Genomic DNA, 19,979 nt, shown 5'->3' with positions numbered 1-19,979 from the left:
CACCCGGTGCTTGACAATTTCATCATGAGGAATAACAGTGATGCGTGTCACGACTCGAAAGGAAGGTGAGGGGCTATGACCGAGTGCGCCACGGACGCAGACCGGTTTCCACGTCCTCGTAGCGGCCCGCTCGCAGGGATTCGCGTGGCCGACTTCTGCTGGATGGGCGTCGGGTCGGTGGCCACCAGGCTCCTCGCGGATTTCGGCGCCGAGGTCATCAAGATCGAGAACCGCAAGCGACTCGACATGCCGCGCCGGTTGCCGATCTACAAGGACGAGGTGCGCTCCTACGGCGAGGAGGACCCGAATCCCGACCCGGAGAAGGGCGGCCTGTTCAACAATTACGCGCGTAACAAGCTGGGTATCACCCTGAACATGTCCGACCCGCGCGGACGTGAGCTCGCCGACGAGCTGATCAAGGCGTCGTCGGTGGTCACCGAGAATTTCGCCCCCGGTGTGATGGAGAAGTGGGGCCTGACCTACGACCACCTGCGCTCGCTGCGCGAGGACATCATCTACGCGCGTATGAGCGGGTTCGGGCACAGCGGCCCGTACCGCGACCACCGCAGCTACGGACCGGTCATCCAGGCGGTCAGCGGCCTGTCGTTCAACAGCGGACTCCCCGGGCGCGAGCCGTCGGGTTGGGGGCTGTCGTACATGGACAACCAGGCGGCCTATTACAACTCGGCCGCGATCCTCACCGCGATCTACCACCGGAATCGCACCGGCCAGGGCACCGAGATCGACGTCTCCGCAACCGAGGTCGGCGTCAACCTGCTCGGCGCGGACCTGCTCGACACCCTCGTCAACAGCCGGCCGAGCCGCCGCCCGGACTATCCGCGCGGCAACCGCCTCGAGTTCCCGCAGGCCGCGCCCCACGGCGTCTACCCGGCCGCCGGCGACGACCAGTGGGTGGCGATCGCGGTCTTCGACGAGAAGGACTGGCGCGCATTCGTCGAGGCGATCGGAGACCCGGACTGGGCGAGGGATGCGCAGTTCGCCACGCAGGAAGCGCGGTTCGCCAACCAGGATGCCCTCGACGCGCACGTGGGTCAGTGGACTCGCACGCGTGACAAGTACGACGTGATGACCCTCCTGCAGGGCGCCGGCGTGGCGTGTGGCGCTGTGCAGAACCCGGCCGAGCTCGACACGCGCGACCCCCAGATCGCCACGTATGGAACCTTCTTCGAGCTCGACCATCCGGTCATCGGCACCGCGAAATTCGAGGGCGTGCCGGTGGAGTTCGAGCACGGCGGACCCGACAATTGGCGATCGGCGCCACTGCTCGGCGAGGACAACGACTATGTGTTCGGCACGATCCTCGGTCTCGACGAGGACGAGCGGGCCGAACTCGCTGCGGCGGGAGTCATCTGACATGAATGCACACGAAGCCAGGCCCGACACCGGCAACCGGCCCTTCGACGGGCTGGCCGTCGTCGAACTCATCGACGACCCGGCGGGCGAGTACACCGGCAAACTGTTCGCCGACCTCGGAGCGGACGTCGTCAAGGTCGAGCCCCCGCAGGGCGCGCCCGGCCGGCGTCAGGGCCCGTTCATCGGTGGGCAGGAGGATCCGAACCGGAGCCTGGAGTTCTGGGCGTACGACACCAGCAAGCGCAGCGTCGTCGCCGATCCGCAGAACGCCGATGACGTCGCGATGGTGCACGCACTGTGCGCTCGCGCGGACCTGCTCGTCGTGGGGCGAGAGGAGAGCGTCGAGCGCTTCGGAACGTCCTTCGCCGAACTGCGCGAACGCAATCCGCGACTGATCCTCGTGGCCGTCACGCCGTTCGGTCTCCGCGGTCCCTGGTCCGGATACCGGACCAGCGACCTCGTCGCGCTCGCGGCCGGTGGCCTGCTCAACAGCTGCGGCTACGACGATCACTCGATCCCGCCGATCCGTCCCGGCGGCAACCAGGGCTATCAGCTCGGCGCGATCTTCGCCTACCTGGGCGCGATGCTCGCACTCATCGAGCGGCAGGCCGACGGGCAGGGGCAGGTCGTCGACGTGTCGATTCACGGTGCCAATGCGGTCAGCGGTGAGCTGGCCAATCCGTACTGGTTCTATCCGAAGGCGATCGTGCAGCGTCAGACCTGCCGCCATGCGCAGCCGGTGCCGACCCAGCCGGCACTGTTCGAGTGCGCCGACGGGGTGTACGTCTATCTCGCCCTGATCCTGGCCGACCAGCACATGTGGAAGGCCCTGGTGTCCTGGATGGAAGAGCTCGGCGTCGCCGCGGATCTCACCGATCCGGCCTATGACGCGCTCGAGTACCGGCAACAGCAGTTCGGTCACATCCAGCAGATGATCGAGGTCTTCTTCATGATCCAGGATTCATCGACCGCCTATGACGAGGGCCAGCGGCGCGGCCTGCCGATCGGCCCGCTGAAGGCCTTCGAGGACCTGCCCTCCGACCCGCAGCTCGCGGCCCGCGGCTTCTTCACCGAGGTCCCCGACGGTGAGGGCGGGACGATCACGTATCCCGGTGCGCCCTGGCAATTCTCGTCGTTCGAAGCGAGGCCGGGACGTGCTCCGAGACTGGGTGAGCACACCGACGAGGTGCGGACCGAGGTCGCCGCCGAGGCCGGACCGCGGGCGGCGAGCGCCTGATGGCGGCGTGGACACCCGGCACCTGTGCGATCGTCGGCATAGGCGCGACCGAGTTCAGCTCGAACTCCGGCCGCGGGGTGCTGACGCTCGCGGCCGAGGCCTCCCGGGCAGCGCTCGAGGACGCGGGTCTCACGCCCGCCGACGTCGACGGGATCGTGCGCTGCGACATGGACGACGTGTCGGCGCCGGCACTCGCGCACGTCCTCGGGGTCGGCGACATCGACTACTGGGGTGAGAACGGTCCCGGCGGTTCCGGCCCCGCGGCGATGATCGGCCAGGCCGTCGCGGCGATCACCGCCGGCCTCGCGACAACCGTCTTGGTCTACCGGTCGCTGAACGGCCGTTCCGGCAAGCGGTTCGGACTCGGCGCGGGTGAGACCGTGGCGGCCGGGGGCAACAGCACGTTCGAGGAGTTCTTCGCCCCGTACGGGATGCAGACCCCCGGACAGTTCTTCGCGATGGTCGCCCGGAGGTACGCGCACGACCACGGCATCGACGACGACCGACTCGCGCGCGGTCTGGGGGGATTCGCGGTGGGATGCCGGGCGCACGCCAACGCCAATCCGGCCGCGGTGTTCGCCGAGCGACCGATGACCATGGAGTCCTACCTCGGCTCGCGGATGCTCGCCGATCCGTTGCGGCTCTTCGACTTCTGTCTGGAGACCGACGGCGGATGCGCGGTGGTGGTGACCACCGCCGAACGTGCCCGCGACCTGCGCGCCACCCCCGCGCTGATCGCCGGCGTGGCCCAGGCGACCGGCGGTCACGTCCAGCCCGGCATGATGTATCCGGTGCTGATGAGGCCCGACATCACGGCCTGGCCCTCGCGGGAGTGTGCGGACAAACTATACGCGCGCAGCGGGATCGGTCCCGGCGACGTCGACGTCGCGCAGATCTACGACTGCTTCACGATCACTGCGCTGCTGCAGCTCGAGGATTACGGTCTCGCCGAGCGGGGCGAGGCGGTGGATCGCTGTGCGGCAGGGGAATTCGGGCCCGGGGGCCGCGTCCCGGTCAACACCGCGGGTGGCAATCTGTCCGAAGGGTACATCCACGGACTCAACCATGTGCTCGAAGGGGTGCGCCAGATCCGCGGGACCTCGACCTCGCAGCGTGCGGGGGCAAGGGCGTCGCTGGTCACGTCGGCGCCCCCGCCGGGCGCCAGTGCACTGATGTTGGTGGCTTCATGAGCGATACGACGATCCGTACACGTGACGGCCTTGCGCCGGTGACCGAGGACCCCGACACCCGCGGCTTCTTCGAGGCTGCGGCGCAGGGGCGACTCGTCGTAGCGGAATGTGCGCACTGCCGCACCGTCATCCACCTGCCGTCGTCCTTCTGCGCGGACTGCGGAAAGCATTCGGTGTCCTGGCGAGACGTGGAGCCCCGCGGCACGCTGCATTCCTGGACCGTGGTCGAACACCAGGTCCATCCGGCCTTCCCGGTCCCGTACACGTGCGTGCTCGTCGAACTCGACGAACCGGCCGGCGTACGCCTCCTCGGACATCTCGGCGGCCGGCCGAAGTTGCGCATCGGCATGCCGATGGTCGCCGAGTTCGTCGAGGTCGACGGCGTCACCATCCCGGATTGGGTTCCCGCGCAGGGGTGATCCATCCCGGAAACCAGGCAGGAGTTGCCCCCGATGGATGCTCGCACACTTCAGGCCCTCGCGGAGAAACTGTTCGCAGCCGTCGAACGCTCCGACGGTGACGCCTTTCTGGCCTGCTTCGCACCCGACGCGGTGATCGTCCAGAACGGTGGGCGGCCCCGCGCGGTGTCGGCTGCCGCCGAACACGTCGGCAACGCCGCGCCGGATGCCGCCCGACACACCTACTCCGACATCCGCCGCCATCTCTTCGACGGGGGATTCGTCGAGGAACACACCGTCCGATCGGTGACCGCCTCGGGGGACGTGCTCATCCGCCACGCCTGTGTCGTCTGCGACGTGGATGCCGACGGCCTGGTCACACAGATGCGGGAGTACATCGACAGGTCACCCGTTCCGACACATTTGATGATGAGGAATATCGCCTCCGGCCCTTGACAAACTCCTCATGAGGAATAGGGTGATGTGTGTCATATCGAGCGGGTCGGCGTCGAGCCGCCCACGGTGGTGGAGGAAAGCGATGACCGTCCGGGAACTCGCCGGCATCGAGGTGGTCGACGAATCGCTGTTCGCCGTCGACGACGAGGGCCATGTGCGCCTGGTGGGCGCTCGGTGCGACCACTGTGCGACGGTGACCTTCCCGGCACAGGAAGGGTGTCCGCGCTGCGGCGCCGCCGACATGGAACCCGAGCCGCTTCCCCGGACCGGGACGCTGTGGGCCTTCACCGTTCAGGGCTTCGAACCGAAGCCGCCGTACCGGGGTCTCGGCGAGTTCGAGCCGTACGGCGTCGGGTACGTCGATCTCGGTCCGGTACGGGTCGAAACCCGCCTGACCGTCAACGACCCGGCCGCACTGCACAACGGGGACGTGATGACCCTGCGGCTGATCCCCGCATACCGCGACGACGAGGGCCGCGTCGTCCACACCTTCGCCTTCGGGCCCGAACTCGAGGAGGCACGGGAATGAGCGCCGGCGCACAGCGATCCGCCGAACACCGGGCGGCCACCGCGGGCAACGGTGTCGCCATCGTCGGCATCGGCATCCACCCCTTCGGTCGAACCCCGGGCCGCAGTGGCAGGGAACAGGGTGCGATCGCCGCTCGCAACGCCCTCGCCGACGCCGGGCTCGAGTGGTCGGACATGCAGTTCGCCTTCGGGGGAAGCCACTCCGCCGGCGACGCCGACACCCTCGTCGCCGATCTGGGCCTGACCGGTCTCCCGTTCATCAACGTCTACAACGGTTGCGCCACCGGCGGCTCCGCACTCATCACCGCGCGTGGCGCGATCGCGTCCGGAGCGTACGACCTGGGTATCGTCATCGGCTTCGACAAGCACCCGCGGGGCGCGTTCAACGAGGACCCGCGCACCCTGGGCCTGCCCGAGTGGTACGGGTCCACCGGGATGATGGTGACCACGCAGTTCTTCGCGATGAAGATCCAGCGGTACATGCACGACCACGGGATCGACACCCGGTCGCTGGCGCTGGTCGCGGAGAAGGCGTTCTCGCTCGGTGCGCTCAACGAGAACGCCTGGCGTAGGAAGCCGTTGACGGCCGAGGAGATCGCCTCGTCGACGATGATCAACTACCCGTTGACGCAGTACATGTTCTGCTCGCCGGGCGAGGGCGGGGTCGCGCTCGTACTGGCCCGAGCCGACCAGGCGCACCGGTACACGTCGACCCCGATATACCTGCGCTCGGTCGAGTTCCGGTCGCGGAGGTTCGGTTCCTTCGAGGTCTACAGTCCCTGGGCCTGCCCGGACACGGCGGACGGCCCCACCGTGTATGCGTCGCGCGCTGCGTTCGAGTCCGCCGGGATCGAACCGTCCGACGTCGATGTCGCGCAGATCCAGGACACCGAGTCCGGCGCCGAGATCATGCACATGGCCGAGACCGGCCTGTGTGCGCACGGGGAACAGGAGAAGTTGCTCGCCGAGGGGGAGACCCGGCCCGACGGACGCCTGCCCATCAACACCGACGGCGGAGTGCTCGCCAACGGGGAACCGATCGGCGCCACCGGGCTGCGCCAGATCCACGAGACCGTCCTGCAGTTGCGCGGGCAGGCCGGCGCGCGCCAGGTGCCGGGCAGTCCGAAAGTCGGGTTCACCCACGTCTACGGCGCCCCCGGCATCAGCGCCTGTGCGGTGCTGACCCGCTGAGGACTTCGCGAACTTTCACCGGCCGGATGCGGCATCCGGACGTTTCAGAGTGAGGAAACACCATGAGCTGGGGATTCGAGACCGATCCGGATTATCAGAAGGAACTGGACTGGGTCGAGGAGTTCGTCCGCACTGAGGTCGAACCGGTCGACCGGGTGATCGACCACGCCTGGGACGTCCGGGATCCGAAGCGCAACGCGCTCATCAAGCCCCTACAGGCGCAGGTTCGTGAGCGCAAGCTGTGGGCCTGCCACCTCGGTCCGGAGCTCGGCGGCCCCGGTTACGGCCAGCTGAAACTCGCCCTGCTGAACGAGATCCTGGGTCGAACCCACTCGGGGCCTGTCGTATTCGGGTGCCAGGCGCCGGACTCCGGCAATGCCGAGATCCTCGCTCATTACGGCACACCCGAACTGAAGAAGCGCTATCTCGAACCGTTGATCGAGAACGAGATCGTCTCGGCCTATTCGATGACCGAACCGCAGGGAGGTTCCGATCCGACCGCGTTCGTGACCCGGGCCGAGCTCGACGGCGACCACTGGGTCATCAACGGCGAGAAGTGGTTCTCCTCCCATGCGAACTTCGCGTCGTTCCTGATCGTCATGGCGGTCACCGATCCCGATGCCGACCGGCACCATCGCTCGTCGATGTTCGTGGTGCCCGCCGACACCCCGGGCGTCGAGATCGTCCGCAACGTCGGCGTCTCCGGTCACGAGGCCATCGGCGACACCCACGCCTACGTCCGTTACACCGATGTCCGAATCCCTGCCGACCACATCCTCGGCGAACGCGGCCAGGGCTTTGCGGTCGCCCAGACCCGCCTCGGCGGGGGACGCATCCACCACGCGATGCGCACCGTCGGTCTCGTTCGGGAATCGCTGGACATGATGATCGAACGCGCGGTGAGCCGGAAGAGCGGCGGGGGCACCCTCGCCGACCGCCAGCTCGTCCAGGAGATGCTCGCCGACTCGTGGATCCAGCTCGAACAGTTCCGTCTGCTCGTGCTGCAGACCGCGTGGAAGATCGACAGGTTCAAGGACTATCGCAAGGTGATCGCCGACATCTCGGCCGTCAAGGCGGCGATGCCCAAGGTCCTGCTCGACGTGGCCGGTCGCGCGGTGCAGCTGCACGGATCGCTCGGCATCTCCACCGAGATGCCCTTCGGCTCGTGGGTCATGGAGTCCTTCCACATGGGACTCGCGGACGGCGCCACCGAGATCCACAAGGTCCAGCTCGCCAAGCAACTCCTCAAGAACGCGACGCCGGCCCCCGGTCTCTTCCCGACCCGCCACCTGCCCGCGCTCGAGGCGGAGGCCGAGGCCAGGTTCGCCGACCTGCTCGCGGAGGTCTGAGCGATGGCCGACCCGTCCGGCATCACCATGCCCAGCACCGACGTAGAGGTCGCCGAGGTCCGCCCCGGTGAGAACCTCGACTGGCCGAGGCTGAACGCCTACCTGGCCGAACGCATCCCGGAGGTCCACGGCGAGCCGGTCGTCGAACAGTTCCCCAACGGCTCGGCCAACCTCACCTACCGGTTGACCTACCCGGACATCACTGTGGTCGTGCGTCGTCCGCCGTTCGGTACGGTTGCCCCCGGCGCGCACGACATGAAGCGCGAGTACACCGTGCTGTCGCATCTGTACCCGCACTACCCGCGCGCCCCGCGGGCGCTGCTGTTCGCCGACGACGTCGACGTCATCGGCGCGCCATTCCTGGTGAGCGAATACCGGCCGGGAGTCGTCGTATGGAACAGCCTGCCCGACACCATGACCGTGCCGGACGCCGGCCGCCGGGTCGGCTTCGCCGTGGTCGACGCCCTCGCCGACCTGCATGCGGTGGACTACGTGGCCGCCGGTCTCGCCGGTCTCGGCAGGCCCGAGGGCTATCTCGCCCGGCAGATCCGTGGTTGGACGAAGCGGTGGGACGCGGTCGCCGACGCCGACCCCGACGCCGACGTGTCGATCATCGGCCAGGTGGGCGAGATCCTGGCCGAGACCCTCCCGGAGGAGGGTGTGGGCACCATCGTCCACAACGACTTCAAGGTGGACAACTGCCAGTTCGCGCGCTCCGATCCCGACCGGGTAATCTCCGTCTTCGACTGGGACATGGCCACTCTCGGCGATCCGCTGACCGACCTGGGCACCCTGCTCAACTACTGGCCGGATCCGGACAACGACACCGCGATGGCGGTTCCCGGCCTAGACCGGCTCGGCCTGCCGTCGAAAGGCGAGGTCGTCGATCGCTACTCGCAGGCCCGCGGGATCGAACTCACCCTCGACGATCTCCGCTGGTACGAGGCATTCGGGTGCTGGAAGACGTCGATAATCCTGCAGCAGCTCTACGCCCGCCACCTGCGCGGCGAGTCCACCGATCCCCGGATGGGCGAACGCGGACGCGACGTCGTCCCGCTCGGGCACCGCGCCCGGGATCTGCTCGGCGGCTGATCATTTCGGGACGCCATCTCATCTCATCACCACGGACTTGGAGGTTCGAACGTGTACAAACCAGGAAGCAGGCTCAAGAGTGCCGCATGCAGCACCGAGATCGTCGTCGTCAAGCCGCCGCGCAGCGGTGAGATCACCTGCGGCGGGGCGGTGATGGCCGAGGCAACCGCCACCGTCGACTCCGTCCCGATCGCCGATGGCTGGGACACCGGCTCGGTGCTGGGCAAGCGCTACGAGGACGTCGACACCGGACTGCAGGTCCTCGTCGTCAAGGGCGGCGACGGCGCTCTCGGAATCGACGGCCGCGCACTGACGCTCGTCGAGGCCAAGGCCCTTCCCGCTTCGGACTGACCCATGGACATCACACTGCTTCTGGAGATGGCCGCCGACGCGCATCCCGACCGGATCGCCCTCGGCGGGCGGTCGGACGGCATCACCTACCGACGGTTCGCCGACATGGCCCGCCGGGTCGGCAGCGAAGCCGCCGGGCTGGACGCACGGGCACTAGGACTGCTCGACCTCAACTCTCCGGTTTTCCCGACCCTGCTCTTCGGTGCCGCATACTCAGGTAAACCATTGTGTCCGTTGAACTACCGTCTCGCCGATGATGCGGTGAACCAGGCGGTGGACCGACTCTCGCCGGTGGTGCTGTTCGCCGGTGGCCCGATGGCGGCCCGGGTGCCCGCCCGTCCCGGGGTCACCGTCCGCCGCTCCGAATCCGTCCTGAGCGGCGACGGTGCCGCACCGGACGACTTCGTCCACATCCCGGACGGGGAACGGCCTGCGGTGTACCTGTTCACGAGTGGCACCACCGGCACGCCGAAGATCGCGGTGCTGCGTCAACGGCACCTGTGGTCCTACATCGTGTCCTCGGTGGAGTTCGGCAGTGCCGGTGAGGACGAGGCGATCCTGGTGTCGGTGCCGAACTACCACATCGCCGGCATCGCTTCGGTACTGAGTTCGGTGTATGCCGGTCGCCGGATGGTCTATCTGAGCGCCTTCGACCCCGAGCAGTGGGTCGAGACCGCGGATGTCGAGGGCATCACCCACGCGATGGTGGTGCCGACGATGCTCGGCCGCATCCTCGACGTGCTCGAGGCGCGCGGGCGGACTCTGCCCGCGCTGCGACACCTGTCCTACGGCGGTGGACGCATGCCGGTGGACGTCGTGGAACGCGCGATGCGCCTGCTGCCGCAGGTGGGCATGGTCAACGCCTACGGCCTCACCGAGACCAGTTCCACGATCGCGGTGCTCGGACCGGAAGACCACCGGGTCGCGGCCGCGTCGTCGGACCCGCGGGTGCGGGCCAGGCTCGGATCGGTCGGCCGCGCCCTGCCCGGCGTGGAGATCGAGATCCGCGACGACGACGGCAACACGGTGTCGCCCGGGCAGATCGGCGAGGTGTACGTGCGCGGCGAGCAGGTCGCCGGCGAGTATGTGTCCCACCGGGCGGTCGCCGACGACGGCTGGTACCCGACCCGCGACCACGGCTATCTCGACGCCGACGGTTTCCTGTTCCTGCAGGGCCGTGCCGACGACGTCATCGTGCGCGGTGGCGAGAACATCGCCCCGACCGAGATCGAGGACGTCATCGCCACGCACGACGCGGTCGACTCGGTGGCCGTGGTCGGGGTGCCCGACCAGGAGTGGGGAGAGCGCGTCGAGGCCGTCGTCGTCACCCGGCCCGGCACCGGAGACACCGACGAGATCGCTTCGCAGATACGGGATCTGGTGCGCTCCACCCTTCGCTCCACACGTGTGCCGTCGACGGTGCATTTCTGGGACGAATTGCCGTTCAACGAGACCGGCAAGCTGCTGCGTCGGGTAGTCCGGGAAAGGTTGTCGACCACCGTGACCGCAGGAGGCGCCCGATGATCCGGACCCTGACCGACGAGGACCGGATGATCGCGCGGGTGGCCAACGAGCTCTTCGACGGCCACCCCGTGATCCCCGAGAACGACGAGCCCGTCGCCCGCTACGACGCCGCGACCTGGCGACAGGCCGCCGAGGTCGGGCTGGCCGCGCTGGCCATGCCGGCCGAACTCGACGGGATCGAGGGGTTCGCCGCGCTCGGTGAGGTCCTCGGCGCCGCCGGCGCCGCGCTGAGCCCGCTGCCGCTGGTCGGCTCGGTCGTCACGGTGCAACAGCTCCTGGCGCTGGCGGTCACCGGCCCCGAGCGCGCCGACCTGCTCGCCGAACTCATGTCCGGCACCTCGATCGGCACCCTCGTCGCCGGTCACCGCGACGGTGCCGTCCGGGTGGAGGACGGCCCCCTCGGTCCGCGACTGACCGGTCGGGTGGACGCCGTGCTCGACGCGGTCACCGCGGATCTGGTCCTGGTCACGGCCACCGCTGCCGATCCCGTCGATCCCGGTGGTGTGGCGCTGTATCGCGTCGACCCCGCCGACGCCGGTTTCACCGCCACGCGGACCCGATCGGTCGACCTCACCCGCGAGTACGGGCACGTCGAACTCGACGGCTGTGCCGCGCAGGTGATCACGACCCATGATCTGCCGGCCGCGCTGTGTCGGGTCGAGGACCTGGCCACCGTCGCACGGGCGTGTGAACAGCTCGGCGCGGCCCGACGCTGCCTGGAAATGACCACCGGCCACGTCCGCGAGCGCATCCAGTTCGGCCGCGCGCTCGGCTCTTTCCAGGCCGTCAAGCACCAGTGCGCCGACCTGGCGGTTGCCCTCGACGATGCCGAATCCGCGGTGACGCACGCGATCTGGGCGGTCGACGAGTCACCGGAGTCGCTGCCCGCCGCCGCCGCGATGGCGGGCGCGGTGTGTGCTCCGGTCGCCCACCGGGCGGCCGACACCGCGGTGCACCTGCACGGTGGCATCGGGTTCACCTGGGAACACCCCGCCCACCTCTACTACCGTCGCGCGGTCACCGACATCGCGGTGTACGGCGACGAAGCGCACTTCCGGGAGCGGTTCCTCGTCGCCTCCGGCATCACCTCCACAAACGTGTAGCCCCACGAACTCGGACCGTCCCCCCAACGGTCCTCCCACCAGCAAGGAGTCACCCCATGACCACAACCCAGAACCCGGACACGGCACAGGTCGGCACGGCCGGCCGGGCCCACATCGAGCGGATGGGCCTGTTCGGGCACGTCATCGACGGCAAGGTCCGGGCATCGGCGGACGGCGCAACGATGCCGGTCATCGACCCGTCGACCGGTGAGCAGATCGCCACCGCGGCAAAGGGTTCCGCCGCCGACGTCGAGCGTGCCGTGACCTCGGCGCGGGCGGCGTTCGACGACGGACGCTGGCGGCTCCTTCCGCCGCTGGAGAAGGAAGCGCGACTGCGCCGGCTCGCCCAGCTCGTGGAACGCGATCGCACGATCTTCGGTGACCTCGACGTCTTCGACTCCGGCCTCCTGCGCTCCTACACGGTGTTCCTCGAGGACTTCGCGATCAACGCGACGAACTACTTCGCGGGATGGCCGAGCAAGCTCCAGGGCACCGTGCCCCCGGTTCCGCCGGGCTTCTCGGCACAGCATTGGCGCGAGCCGGTCGGCGTGGTCGGCATCATCGTGCCGTGGAACGGCCCGACGGCCGTCATGGGATTCGTCGCCGCCGCGCTGGCCGCGGGGAACAGCGTCGTCCTCAAGCCGGCGGAGGACACCCCGATGTCGGCCGTGCTGATGGCCGAACTGGCCGTGGAGGCGGGTATCCCGGAGGGCGTGTTCAACGTCGTCCACGGCGAAGGCCGCGACGTGGGTGCACCGCTCGTCGAACATCGTGACGTCGCACTGGTCTCGTTCACCGGATCGGTGGAGACCGGCCGCGCGATCGCGGCGGCCGCGGCGAAGGGCCCCAAGCCGGTGTCGCTGGAACTGGGTGGCAAGAGCCCGTTCATCGTCTTCGCCGACGCCGATCTCGACGCCGCTGCGGCGGCTGCCGCGGCGGGTGTGTGGAGTGGCCAGGGACAGATCTGCACCGCGGGTTCGCGGGTGCTCGTCGACCGCTCCATCCACGACGAGTTCGTCGCGAAGGTGGTCGCGGCGAGCGAGAACCTCTCCGTCGGTTCGCCCTTCGACCCGGCCACCGATCTCGGCCCGCTGGTGTCGGCGGTCCAGCTGGAACGGGTGAGCGGCTACGTCGAGCTCGGGCGATCGGAGGGGGCCTCGGTGGCGCTCGACGGCGGCCGGGTCGGCGAGAAGGGCTTCTTCCATGCCCCGGTCATCTTCACCGGCGTCCGCAACGACATGCGGATCGCGCAGGAGGAGATCTTCGGGCCGGTCATGTCGATCATCCCGTTCGATGGCGAGACCGAGGCGATCCGCATCGCCAACGACGTCGAATACGGGCTGGCCGCAGGCGTGTTCACCGGCGACGTGGGCCGTTCGCAGCGCATGGCGCAGGCCCTGCGGGCGGGCACCGTGTGGATCAACACCTATCAGATGGGCTATCCGACAGTGTCGTACGGCGGCGTCAAGAACTCGGGCTTCGGTCGCACCCTCGGCGAGGAGATGGTCCACGAACTGACGTCGATCAAGAGCGTCTGGACCGCATACCCGACGCAGTCGCCCGACTGATCGATCCGGCACGACTCGAGGTGGTCCCTGGTTGCACTGCGCCGCAGCGTGATCGGGGACCCCTGATCCGGCGTGCCGTACGCCCCGGTGACGAAACCGGCACAATTATTTATGAGGAATATTCCTACTGAGGATTGACACGGCGGGGGTCGTCGACTGTAATCCAAGAAGTGGCGCATAACACACCCGCCCGAGTCGTGCGGGTGGGATCACCATCGATGTGAGGAGGCCGGATGAGTGCGGTAGCGCACCGCGACGACATCTCCGCACTCGTCACGGCCTACTGTGTCGCGTGCGACACCCGGGACCGACGGCGCCTGGCCGAGTTGTTCGCCGCCGACGCCCGCGCCACCTACGACACCGCGGACGAGTTCCGCGGCGCGGAGGCGATCGCGGACTGGATCTGCGCGGCGACCGCTCACCTGGCATGGCAACAGCACTCTGCGCAGGTCATGGACGTCCACGTCGCCGCGAACCGGGCGGACGTCGTGGCCTACCTGCACTCCCATCAGGTTGCCGCCGACGACACCGCGCATGTCACGTCGATGGTCAGCCGCTACGACCTCGTCCTGACCAGGCGTGAAACCCGCTGGCGGATAGCCGAACTGGATCTCGTCGTGGGCATCACCGAGCAGCGTCCGGCGCAGCTCGGTGTCCGCGCCGGGCAGACGATCTCGGCATCCGCGGCCACGGGAGACATGGGCACGGCACGCAGGGGTACGGCATACAGGGGCACAGCACACAGGGGCACAGCACACAGAGGCAGGGAGACGGCATGACGGAAGCGAACACAGCGGTCCGACCCGGCGTGGACGAGTTCGTGGCCACCGCGCGCGAGTGGATCGAGGGCCAGGGTCGTCGGCGCCTCGAAGGTGACGATGCCCGGACCTGGGGCACCGGCAGCGACGACGTCTCGGTGTTCCACGCACTGTCCGACGCCGACGAGCGCCGGCTCATCGCCGAACGATGTGCCTGGGAGCGCGCCAAATACGATGCCGGCTACGGGGCGATCACCTGGCCCGTACAGGATGGCGGCCGGGCTCTGCCCGAGGAGTTCGTCGCGGCCTTCGCCGACCTCGAGGCCGAGTACGACGTCCCGGCGCCGCACGAGCTGGTCGGCGTCACCATCAACCTGATCGCCCCGACTCTGCGACTGATGGCCACCACCGAACGGCTGCGGGCACTGATCACGCCGATGATGCGTGCGGAGCTCCTCGCCTGCCAGCTGTTCAGCGAGCCCGGTGCGGGCAGCGACCTCGCCGCGTTGGGCACCCGGGCCGTGCGTGACGGCGACGAGTGGGTCCTCGACGGCCAGAAGGTCTGGACCTCCGGTGCCCAGTTCGCCGACTGGGGCGAGATCCTCGTCCGGACCGACCCGAATGCGCCCAAGCACAAGGGGATCACGGCGTTCATGGTCCCGATGGACGCACCCGGCGTCGACGTCCGTCCGCTCCGGCAGATGACCGGCGGATCGAGCTTCAACGAGGTGTTCCTCGACGGCGTCCGGTTGACCGACGACCTGCGGATCGGCGAGGTCGGGGAGGGCTGGAAGGTCGGCCTGACGACCCTCGGCTTCGAACGCGGAGCGAGTTCGGACACCACGGGCGTCGGCGGCAGCGCCCGCCAGTGTCGTGAACTGGCGTTCCACACCGGGGCACACCGCGACCCGATCGCCCGGCAACGGCTTGCCGAGGTGTTGATCGGAGATCGTCTCGCGGACATCGCCGTCCACCGCGACCGGGCCGATGCGACCTCGGGCAACCCGACCCCGGGCGCGCTCGGGTCCATCCGGAAGATGCAGTGGGTCGGGCGCCTGACCGCGACGGCCGAGTTCGCCCGGGCTGCACTCGGCCGGCGTCTCGTCCTCGACTCCGGCGAGTGGGGGACCTTCAGCTGGCACCAGCATGTCCTCGGCGCGCCCGGCTACCGCATCGCGGGCGGCACCGACGAGATCCAGCGCAACATCATCGCCGAACGCATCCTCGGCCTGCCCCCGGAACCCCGCGTGGACAAGGACGCACCCTGGTCGGCGATCCCGCGCTGAACGCGGAATGTGACTCACCGACGAGAACCCGAAGAACGAGAAGAGGCACGACGAAATGGTCGAACACGACCTGGCCGGCAGAGTCGCCCTGGTCACCGGCGGCAGCCGCGGTCTGGGCAGGCAGATGTCGTGGGCGCTCGCCCGGGAGGGCGCACACGTGATCATCGCCAGCCGGAAACAGGAGTCCTGCTGCGAACTCGCCGAGGAGATCACCGCCGAGACCGGAGTCCGCGCCATCGGCCTGGGAGTCCATGTCGGCGAATGGGATTCGGTGACCAGACTGGCCGCCGACGCCTGGGACGCCTTCGGTCGGGTGGACGTCTGCGTCAACAACGCCGGGATCGCGCCGCTCTACCCGAGCCTCGACGAGGTGAGCGAGGCACTCTTCGACAAGGTCTTCGACGTCAACGTCAAGGGGCCGTTCCGGCTCTCGGCGCTGCTCGCCCCGAAGATGGTCGCCGCCGGCGGCGGTTCGATCATCAACATCTCCAGCAACGCCGCCGAGCGCCCCGCGTCCGAGTACGTGCCCTACGGCGCCGCGAAGGCCGCGCTCAACTCCCTGACCAAGGGCCTCGCCGCCACCTATGGTCCGACGGTGCGGGTCAACACGATCATGTGCGGCGCGTTCTTCACCGACATCGCCAAGGGCTGGGACCGAGAGGCGTTCGACGAACTCGCCTCGGCCTGGCCGATCCCGCGCGGTGGTGACCCGTCCGAAATCGTCGGCGCCGTGCTGTATTTCGCGGGTGCGACGTCGTCCTACACCACCGGCGCGCTGCTCGCGGTCGACGGCGGACGCATGGCGGTCGGGTGACGGGCGAGGGCACCGGACTTCACCGACAGACTCCGGCCCCTCGGTGGGGCCACTGTGAGAAAGGGTTTGACATGGCAGAGCTGGACGGCAAGGTCGCACTGGTCACCGGTGCGGCACGAGGCCAGGGACGTGCGCACTCGATCGCGCTGGCCAAGGCCGGTGCCAAGATCGTCGCGATCGACTTCGTGGAGAACATCGACCGCGTCTACTACGACCTGGCGACCCCCGCCGATCTCGAACGCACCGGCAAGGAGATCGAGGCGATCGGCGGCACCGTGATGACGCGCAAGGCCGACGTCCGATCGCAGGAGCAGCTCGACGAGGTCGTCGCGGAGGCGGTCGGCGAGTTCGGCGGCATCGACATCGTCGTCGCGAACGCCGGCATCGGCACCACCCTCGCCAAGACCTGGGAGCTGACCGACGACGACTGGTTCAACGCCCTCGACGTGAACCTCACCGGTGTGTGGCGCACCGTGAAGGCGACCGCGCCGCAGATGATCGAGGCGGGTCGGGGCGGCGCCTACGTCCTCACCTCGTCGCTGGCGGGTCTCAAGGGGTACCAGCATCTCGCCCACTACGTGTCGTCGAAGCACGGCGTGAACGGGCTGATGAAGGTGCTCGCAAACGAGCTGGGCCCCTACAACATCCGCGTCAACTCGATCTGCCCGGGCCTGGTCAACACCGACATGATGATGAACCAGCCGACCTACGACGTATGGCGTCCGGATCTGGAGAAGCCGAGCAAGGACGACGTGATGGAGCTGTTCAAGACGTTCCAGGTCCTCCCGATCGACTACCTCGAACCCGAGGACGTCAGCGAGGCCGTCGTGTGGCTGGCATCCGATCACGCCCGCGTCATCACCGGTGTCGCGCTGACCGTCGACGGCGGTCAGATCGGCCGCGGCTGACGTCCACGAACTCCCCGGGACGCGTCATTCCCGACTGACCCGGGGCGGGATCCCGTCGGCCCCCGCGGCGGGAACCCACGATGCCGGTGTCCGCGTTTTCCGTGGAGCGGACACCGGCATCGGCCAAGCTCAGTCCCCGGCGACCTCGAACAGACGGGCCGCGTTGTGGTAGAAGACATTTCGCAACCAGTCAGCGCCCATGTCCTGGCGGGTGACGGCCTCGAGCGCGTGCGTGTACCCGTACGGGATGTTGGGGAAGTCGCTACCCCACAGGATCCGGTCGCCGGCGTCGGCGAGCCGCGACCGCAAGCCGTCGGGGAACGGGGCGTCGCGTTCGGCGAAGTCGGTGAACGCCATCGTGGTGTCGAGATGGACGTTCGGGAACTCGTGGGCGAGGTCGAGGAAGGCCTCGTACTCCGGCATTCCCATATGCGCGATGATCAGCGGCAGCGACGGGAATCGGTGCAGGAGCGCGCGGATCGGCTCCGGCCCGGTGTGGGTACCCGGCGCGGGGCCGGAGCCGCAGTGGATGATGACCGGAATCCGGGCGTCGGCGATCTGCGACCACACTCCGTCGAGCAGCGAATCGGTGGGCGAGTAGTCGCCGACCTGGATGTGTGCCTTGAAGACCCGGGTGCCGGCCTGGATGGCGCGGGAGACGTACGCGGTGGCCGATTCCTCCGGGTAGAAGGTCGCCGTGTGCAGGCAGTCGGGGTGATTCGTGGCGAATTCCTGCGCCCACCCGTTCAACCACTCCGCCATGTCGGGCTTGTGCGGGTAGATCAGCGACGAATAGGCGCGGATCCCGAATGCGCGCAGCGTCTCCACCCGGACGTCCTCGTCGGCGCGGTAGGTGATCGGCCACTCGCGACCCACCAGCGGGCCCGCGGAATCGAAGTAGGCCCATACCTTGTCCATCACCGACCGCGGCATGAAATGCGTGTGGACGTCGATGAGGCCGGGCAACCGGAGCCCGGTCCAGATCGCGCGCACCCGCGCGGCCTCGTCGGGGCTGAACGGCGCCGGGGCCCCGGCGCCGGGGGTCTCGGCGGAAGCGGCCTCGGTGGCAGGGGTGTCGGGAACGGCGTTGGTCACTCGTCCGACGTTACGCCCGGGGCGGCGCCACGGTGAAGGCCCGCCTCACCCGACGGCGGGCGAGACGAGCATCTTGCGGTGGTCGTTCGGCTGCGACAACTCGGCGAACACCCGCCCCGTCGATTCGAGTCCGACTATCGCGCTGACCAGCGTCGACGACCCGACGACGCCGCTGCTCAACTCGGCTGCGGCGGTCGCGAACTCGGCGAACGTGTAGTACGAGACGAAGTGGATCGACGCCTCCTTCACGACGCCCGCGACCGGCATGAACCGGTCGTCGGACAGGCACACGCCGGCGACGACGATGCGGCCCTGCGTCCGCACCGCGTCGAGGGCGGCCGCGATCATGCCGGGCTTGCCCACGCACTCGACCACCACGTCGAAACCGTCCCCGACGAGGCCGGGCACCTCGTCGGGGGTGCAGACCGCCGACGCCCCGGCGTCGAGGGCGGCCGCCCGCCTGCCGGGTGACGGGTCGGAGCAGACGACCTCGCCCGCGACCCCGCGGGACAGCCAGTGCAGGACCGCGGTCCCGACCGGTCCGGCGCCCAGCACCAGGACGCGCTCGCCCGGTGCGATCGCGGCGCGGGTGACGGTGTGCAACCCCACCGCAAGGGGTTCGACGAGCGCGCCGTCGACCGGGTCGATGCCGTCGACCCGGACGGTCTCGGCCGCCCCGACCACGACGAATTCCGCCAGCGCTCCCGGCAGCACGCCGAGGCCCAGCGTCCGCGCCGACGGGCAGCGGGCGATGTCCCCGGCCAGGCAGGCGCGACAGCGATGACAGCCGCGCACGGGCATCGACGCGACCCGATCGCCGACCCGGAACCGCGCGGTATCGGCGTCGAGATGATCGGCGGGCGCGCCGACGGCGGCCACCTCGCCGGCGAACTCGTGGCCCATGACGACGCCGGGCGGGAGGAACGGTGCCGTCGACAGGTCCGAACCGCAGATCCCGTTGGCGGCGACGCGCAGCACGAGTTCGCCGGGGCCGGGCGTGGGATCGGGCAGCTCGGTGACGTCGAAGGCCTCGTGGCCGGGCCGGCCGGTGGTGACGGCGGCGCGCACGGTCAGCCCTGCGACCAGCGGACCGCCGGTGCCTCGGCGGCCGACCTCGGCACGATGAAGACGCCCTCGGCCTCGCAGGTGACACCCTCGGCGTCGGAGATGGCGCCCTTCGCGAAGCGCTTGCGTCCGGTCTCCTCGGTCACCCAGGCGTGCGCGCTGAGTGCACCGAGGCGGGTGGGGCGGAGATAACGAATGGTGATGGTGCCGGTGTAGCACGGCCCCTCGACGCTGGCCGCATTGCCGAGCAGATGGTCGAGCAGCATCGCGCAGACCCCGCCGTGCACACACCCGGGCGGGCCCTCGTAGGCGGCGCCCAGGGTGAAGTCGCAGCGCACCCCGCCCTCGACATGCTCGACGCGCAGCGGGGGTGCGAGCGCGTTCCGGACGCCGATGACCGCGTTGCCCCAGGCCATGCCGGTGTTCTCACGGGTGTGCCGGACCCCGTAGGGGCCGTCCATCTGTTCGCTGCGCAGGTCCTTCACGACCTCGGCGATCCGGCGGCGGGCGTCGTCGAGGACGTCCTCGGAGACCTCGGTGCGGATGACGGCGTCGACGAGATCGCGGACGGTGTCGGTGAGCGGCGTGTACACCCCGCGTCGGCGCTCGACCTCGGCTTCGGAGATGTCCTCGAGGATGAACTCCATATGGCTCCGATCACTTGAACTGTGGGATAGGTAACGCCAGGTGGC

At 69.0% G+C, this 19,979-nt stretch carries 20 protein-coding genes; 17 read left to right on the top strand and 3 right to left on the bottom strand.

Going from position 1 to position 19,979, the window contains the following annotated elements:
- Nucleotides 1-75: 75 nt before the first annotated feature.
- The 17 genes from ABFT43_RS08075 (at nucleotide 76) to ABFT43_RS07995 (ending at nucleotide 17,127) form a co-directional block, all read left to right on the top strand.
- Entirely contained in the window at nucleotides 76-1,374 is a 1,299-nt protein-coding gene (locus ABFT43_RS08075) for a CaiB/BaiF CoA transferase family protein (RefSeq protein ID WP_347959859.1), read from the top strand.
- A 1-nt stretch (nucleotide 1,375) separates the two neighbouring features.
- Complete coding sequence (locus tag ABFT43_RS08070; RefSeq protein ID WP_347959858.1) at nucleotides 1,376-2,611, top strand: CaiB/BaiF CoA transferase family protein; 1,236 nt, start codon at nucleotides 1,376-1,378, stop codon at nucleotides 2,609-2,611.
- Nucleotides 2,611-3,801 (top strand): thiolase C-terminal domain-containing protein, encoded by a 1,191-nt coding sequence (locus ABFT43_RS08065; protein ID WP_347959857.1) that lies wholly within the window; start codon nucleotides 2,611-2,613, stop codon nucleotides 3,799-3,801. Before ABFT43_RS08070 ends, ABFT43_RS08065 begins: the two co-directional genes overlap by 1 nt.
- Nucleotides 3,798-4,220, top strand: coding sequence for a Zn-ribbon domain-containing OB-fold protein (locus ABFT43_RS08060; RefSeq protein ID WP_347959856.1), 423 nt, complete (start codon nucleotides 3,798-3,800; stop codon nucleotides 4,218-4,220). Before ABFT43_RS08065 ends, ABFT43_RS08060 begins: the two co-directional genes overlap by 4 nt.
- A 33-nt stretch (nucleotides 4,221-4,253) precedes the next feature.
- Nucleotides 4,254-4,655: a nuclear transport factor 2 family protein gene (locus ABFT43_RS08055; RefSeq protein ID WP_347959855.1), complete on the top strand. Its 402-nt coding sequence runs from the start codon at nucleotides 4,254-4,256 to the stop codon at nucleotides 4,653-4,655.
- Between the two features lie 82 nt (nucleotides 4,656-4,737).
- Nucleotides 4,738-5,184 carry a Zn-ribbon domain-containing OB-fold protein gene (locus ABFT43_RS08050; protein WP_347959854.1) on the top strand — a complete coding sequence of 149 codons (447 nt, stop codon included), beginning with the start codon at nucleotides 4,738-4,740 and terminating at the stop codon, nucleotides 5,182-5,184.
- Nucleotides 5,181-6,374, top strand: coding sequence for a thiolase family protein (locus ABFT43_RS08045; RefSeq protein ID WP_347959853.1), 1,194 nt, complete (start codon nucleotides 5,181-5,183; stop codon nucleotides 6,372-6,374). Before ABFT43_RS08050 ends, ABFT43_RS08045 begins: the two co-directional genes overlap by 4 nt.
- 62 nt (nucleotides 6,375-6,436) lie before the next feature.
- Complete coding sequence (locus ABFT43_RS08040) at nucleotides 6,437-7,723, top strand: acyl-CoA dehydrogenase family protein (protein ID WP_347959852.1); 1,287 nt, start codon at nucleotides 6,437-6,439, stop codon at nucleotides 7,721-7,723.
- Between the two features lie 3 nt (nucleotides 7,724-7,726).
- Complete coding sequence (locus ABFT43_RS08035) at nucleotides 7,727-8,815, top strand: phosphotransferase family protein (RefSeq protein WP_347959851.1); 1,089 nt, start codon at nucleotides 7,727-7,729, stop codon at nucleotides 8,813-8,815.
- Between the two features lie 51 nt (nucleotides 8,816-8,866).
- Nucleotides 8,867-9,166 carry a hypothetical protein gene (locus ABFT43_RS08030; protein WP_347959850.1) on the top strand — a complete coding sequence of 100 codons (300 nt, stop codon included), beginning with the start codon at nucleotides 8,867-8,869 and terminating at the stop codon, nucleotides 9,164-9,166.
- 3 nt (nucleotides 9,167-9,169) lie between these two features.
- A complete protein-coding gene (locus ABFT43_RS08025; RefSeq protein WP_347959849.1) occupies nucleotides 9,170-10,690 on the top strand; it encodes a class I adenylate-forming enzyme family protein in 1,521 nt (506 codons plus the stop codon).
- Nucleotides 10,687-11,793 (top strand): acyl-CoA dehydrogenase family protein, encoded by a 1,107-nt coding sequence (locus tag ABFT43_RS08020; protein WP_347959848.1) that lies wholly within the window; start codon nucleotides 10,687-10,689, stop codon nucleotides 11,791-11,793. Before ABFT43_RS08025 ends, ABFT43_RS08020 begins: the two co-directional genes overlap by 4 nt.
- A gap of 56 nt (nucleotides 11,794-11,849) precedes the next feature.
- Nucleotides 11,850-13,361 (top strand): aldehyde dehydrogenase family protein, encoded by a 1,512-nt coding sequence (locus ABFT43_RS08015; protein ID WP_347959847.1) that lies wholly within the window; start codon nucleotides 11,850-11,852, stop codon nucleotides 13,359-13,361.
- A gap of 233 nt (nucleotides 13,362-13,594) precedes the next feature.
- The gene (locus tag ABFT43_RS08010; protein WP_347959846.1) at nucleotides 13,595-14,140 is read left to right on the top strand and encodes a nuclear transport factor 2 family protein; all 546 of its coding nucleotides are present in this window, start codon (nucleotides 13,595-13,597) and stop codon (nucleotides 14,138-14,140) included.
- Nucleotides 14,137-15,405: an acyl-CoA dehydrogenase family protein gene (locus ABFT43_RS08005; protein ID WP_347959845.1), complete on the top strand. Its 1,269-nt coding sequence runs from the start codon at nucleotides 14,137-14,139 to the stop codon at nucleotides 15,403-15,405. Before ABFT43_RS08010 ends, ABFT43_RS08005 begins: the two co-directional genes overlap by 4 nt.
- Nucleotides 15,406-15,460: 55 nt before the next feature.
- Nucleotides 15,461-16,219: an SDR family NAD(P)-dependent oxidoreductase gene (locus ABFT43_RS08000; protein ID WP_347959844.1), complete on the top strand. Its 759-nt coding sequence runs from the start codon at nucleotides 15,461-15,463 to the stop codon at nucleotides 16,217-16,219.
- A gap of 71 nt (nucleotides 16,220-16,290) precedes the next feature.
- On the top strand, nucleotides 16,291-17,127 hold the full coding sequence (locus ABFT43_RS07995) for a mycofactocin-coupled SDR family oxidoreductase (RefSeq protein ID WP_347959843.1): 837 nt from the start codon (nucleotides 16,291-16,293) through the stop codon (nucleotides 17,125-17,127).
- Nucleotides 17,128-17,256: 129 nt separating this feature from the next.
- On the opposite strand, the gene ABFT43_RS07990 is transcribed toward ABFT43_RS07995, so the two are convergent.
- The 3 genes from ABFT43_RS07990 to ABFT43_RS07980 form a co-directional block, all read right to left on the bottom strand.
- Nucleotides 17,257-18,120 carry an amidohydrolase family protein gene (locus tag ABFT43_RS07990; protein ID WP_347960090.1) on the bottom strand — a complete coding sequence of 288 codons (864 nt, stop codon included), beginning with the start codon at nucleotides 18,118-18,120 and terminating at the stop codon, nucleotides 17,257-17,259.
- Nucleotides 18,121-18,267: 147 nt separating this feature from the next.
- Entirely contained in the window at nucleotides 18,268-19,290 is a 1,023-nt protein-coding gene (locus ABFT43_RS07985; protein ID WP_347959842.1) for an alcohol dehydrogenase catalytic domain-containing protein, read from the bottom strand.
- Between the two features lie 2 nt (nucleotides 19,291-19,292).
- Nucleotides 19,293-19,934, bottom strand: a complete 642-nt coding sequence (locus ABFT43_RS07980; protein ID WP_347959841.1) for a PaaI family thioesterase — start codon at nucleotides 19,932-19,934, stop codon at nucleotides 19,293-19,295.
- Between the last annotated feature and the right edge of the window lie 45 nt (nucleotides 19,935-19,979).

The sequence above is a fragment of the Gordonia aurantiaca genome, from assembly GCF_039939235.1.
In the GTDB taxonomy this organism is placed as follows: Bacteria; Actinomycetota; Actinomycetes; order Mycobacteriales; family Mycobacteriaceae; genus Gordonia.
Note: the sequence above shows the minus strand (reverse complement) of the source record. Positions and strands in the feature narration are given on the sequence as shown.